The sequence below is a fragment of the Bradyrhizobium sp. genome, from assembly GCF_016462955.1.
GTDB lineage: Bacteria > Pseudomonadota > Alphaproteobacteria > Rhizobiales > Xanthobacteraceae > Bradyrhizobium.
Genome location: NZ_JAEMSD010000027.1, coordinates 12,530 through 15,911, shown reverse-complemented (window position 1 = coordinate 15,911; position 3,382 = coordinate 12,530). Strand labels below are relative to the sequence as shown.

Below are 3,382 nucleotides of genomic sequence, written 5' to 3'. Positions count from 1 at the left end.
CAACTTCTCCTCGTATTGGCCGATGGTGCCGACATTGCGGAAGGTCGCCATCGAGCGGCGCAGGCCGTTGGCTTCCTCGGATGTGAATTTTGCCGCCTCGATTGCGATGCGCATCGCCTGCTCTTGAAACAGGGGAACGCCCTTCGTCTTGTGCAGCACCTTGTAGAGTTCGTCCGCGGGACCATGCTCGGGCGACGGCGAAGGATAGCTCACCTTCTCGAGCCCGTTCCGCCGCCTCAAGTAAGGATGCACCATGTCGCCCTGGATCGGCCCGGGGCGCACGATTGCGACTTCGATGACGAGATCGTAGAAGGTCCGCGGCCTCAGGCGCGGCAGCATGTTCATCTGCGCGCGGCTCTCGACCTGGAACACGCCGAGCGATTCCCCGGCACACAGCATGTCGTAAACCCTGGGGTCGTCCTGCGGAACGCTCGCCAGCACGAATCGCTGGCCCTTGTGCTGATCGATCAGATCGAAACACTTCCGGATGCAGGTCAGCATGCCTAGCGCGAGCACGTCGACCTTCATCATACGAAGCGCGTCGACGTCGTCCTTGTCCCATTCGATGAAGGTGCGGTCGTCCATCGCGGCATTGCCGATCGGCACATAGGTGTCGAGCCGGTCCTGGGTCAGCACATAGCCGCCGACATGCTGGGACAGATGGCGCGGGAATTCGATGAGCTCGGTCGCAAGCTCGACCGCGAGATTGATCATGGGATTTTGCGGATCGAGCCCGGCCTGCCGGACCTGCATGTCGTTGAGGCCCTTGCCCCAGCTGCCCCAGACGGTATCGGCGAGCGCGGCGGTGACGTCCTCGGTCAGGCCCAGCGCCTTGCCGACATCGCGGATGGCGCTGCGTGGACGATAATGGATGACGGTGGCGATGATCGCGGCGCGGTGGCGGCCGTAGCGGCGATAGACATATTGCATCACCTCCTCGCGCCGGGAATGCTCGAAATCGACGTCGATATCGGGCGGCTCCAGCCGCTCCTTGGAGATGAAGCGCTCGAACAACAGGTCCACCTTGGTCGGATCGACCGAGGTGACGCCGAGCACGTAGCAGACGGCCGAGTTCGCTGCCGAGCCGCGGCCCTGGCACAGAATGTTCTGGCTGCGCGCATAGTGGACGATATCGTGCACGGTGAGGAAGTAGTGCGCGTATTTCAGCTCGGCGATCAGCGCGAGCTCTTTCTTCAGCGTCGCCCGCAGCTTTGCGTCGATCTTGTCGATGCCGCCGAAATATTTGTCGACGCCCGCCCAGGTCAGATCCTCCAGATGCCCTTGCGCGGTCTTGCCCGGCGGCACCGGCTCGTCCGGATATTGGTATTTGAGCTGGTCGAGCGAGAAGTCGATCTTGTCTGCAAAACGCATGGTCTGCGCGATCGCCTCGGGGAAATCGCGGAACAACCGCGCCATCTCGTGTGGCGTCTTCAGAAAGCGCTCGGCATTGGCTTCCAGCTTCCTTCCGATCGCCGCGATCGTGGTCTTTTCCCGGATGCAGGTCAGCACGTCCTGAAGCGGACGGCGGCGGGGATCGTGATAGAGCACCTCGTTGGTCGCGAGCAGCGGCGCCTTGGCCTTCATCGCGAGATCATCGAGCCGCGCCAGGCGACGCTTGTCGTCGCCGCGATAGATCAGGCTCGCCGCCAGCCACACGCCCTCAGCGCGGCTCGCCTTCAGCTTTGCGAGCACATCCAGCGCCTGCGACGGCTCGAAACGATGCGGCAGCGTCAGGACCAGGAGCTGGCCTTCCGAGAATTCCAGGAGATCGGCGAAGGTGAGACGGCACTCGCCCTTTTCGATCCGCGTGATGTCGTCGCCGCGCTTGCCCCTTGTGAGAAGCTGGCAGAGCCGGCCATAGGCGGCGCGATCGCGCGGATAGACCAGGATGTCGGGCGTATCGTCGCTGAAGACGATGCGCGCGCCGATCAGCAGCTTCGGCTTGTGCAGCACCTCGTCATTGTCGAGCTCCTTGTAGGCCCGCACCACGCCCGCGAGCGTGTTGTGGTCGGCAATGCCGATCACCGGAATCTCCAAAGCGCTCGCCTGATGCACATAGGCGCGCGGATCCGAACCGCCGCGCAGGAAGGAAAAGTTCGTGGTGATGCCGATCTCGGCATAAGCGGGGCTGTTCATGCGAAGAGACCGTGCACATACCAGCCGGGAGACGCGGGCTTGCCGTCACCGTCGAACACCTCGCCTTCATAAAGACCGTCGCGAAAAATCCAGAACCGCAGGCCTTCGGCATCCTCGATGCGGAAATAGTCCCGCGTCAGCTGCTTGCCGTCCTGCCGCCACCATTCCATGGCGATGCGCTCGGGCCCTTCCACCCGCACCACCGCATGCAGTGCACGCCGCCAGGTGAACTGATGCGGCGGGCCATCGGGCACGGTCGCGAACGGCACCTTGATGGGTTCCGGCTTGTCGAACAGGCGCAAGGGGCGCAGCGGCGGCTCGCTCTCGGTGCGAGCAGGCCATTCGGCCTGCATGGCAGCCGCGAGATGGTGCTGCGCCGATGCGGCCAGCACCGCGCGTTCGGGGATATGGGTGTCCTGCGGCAGGTGCACGACGACGCGCTTGCCGCCGATGCGGGCGGCGATGCGGTCGATCAGCGCGGCAAGCTCGTCATTGTCATGGACGTGGGCGTCGAGATCGCGCTGCTCCTGCACCACGATCTCGGTGCGGCTCGCCGACAATCGCACCATGTCGAAGCCGAAGCCGGGATCGAGGGGATCGGCGAGCGCATCGAGCCGCTCGCGGAACAGGCGGTCGATCACCGCGCTACGCGTCACGGGACGCCCGGTCTCGACCGTGATCGTACGCACCACGCCGTCGGTGCGGAAGAAGGCGGCTTCCAGCCGGCGTGCGCCCTTGCCCTGTTTCTCCATCGAGGCAATCAACGTGTCCGCCAGGCGCGACAGCGTCATTGCGATCATTGTGTCGGTCGCGATCGGCTCGGCGAAGCGCTTCTCCACGATGTAATCGGGCAGCGGCTTGCGCGGGCTGATCGGCGCATCGCCCTGCCCCAGCGCATGCGCGAGCAGCGTGGAGAACCGCGCACCGAACCGGGCGGTGATCTCGCCCGGCGCGCGCGCGGCGACATCGCCGATGGTCTTCAGGCCGGCGCGGCGCAAGCCGGTGGTGATGGCCTCGCCCGCGCCGAGCGCGGACACCGGAAATGCGCCGATCGCCGCCGCCTCCCCGCCATCCGCAACGATGCTGCCTGAGGCCTGCCGCGTCAGCGTGCGCGCACAGACCGAAGTGCTCGCGATCGCCGCGCCGACGGCAAAGCCCTGGCGGGCCAGCGCCCGGACCAGCGTCGTGAGCAGCGTGGCCTCGCCGCCGAACAGATGCGCGCAGCCGGTGATATCCAGGAACAGCC

Annotated in this window: 2 protein-coding genes; both read right to left on the bottom strand. The window is 65.4% G+C overall.

Annotated elements, in window-relative coordinates:
- The coding region (locus tag JHD07_RS05245) for an error-prone DNA polymerase (protein WP_291619682.1) at positions 1-2,136 on the bottom strand (2,136 nt) is incomplete at its 3' end.
- Positions 2,133-3,382 (bottom strand): DNA polymerase Y family protein (locus JHD07_RS05240; RefSeq protein ID WP_291619680.1); only part of this gene is annotated, 1,250 nt, incomplete at its 5' end. The genes JHD07_RS05245 and JHD07_RS05240, both read right to left, overlap by 4 nt.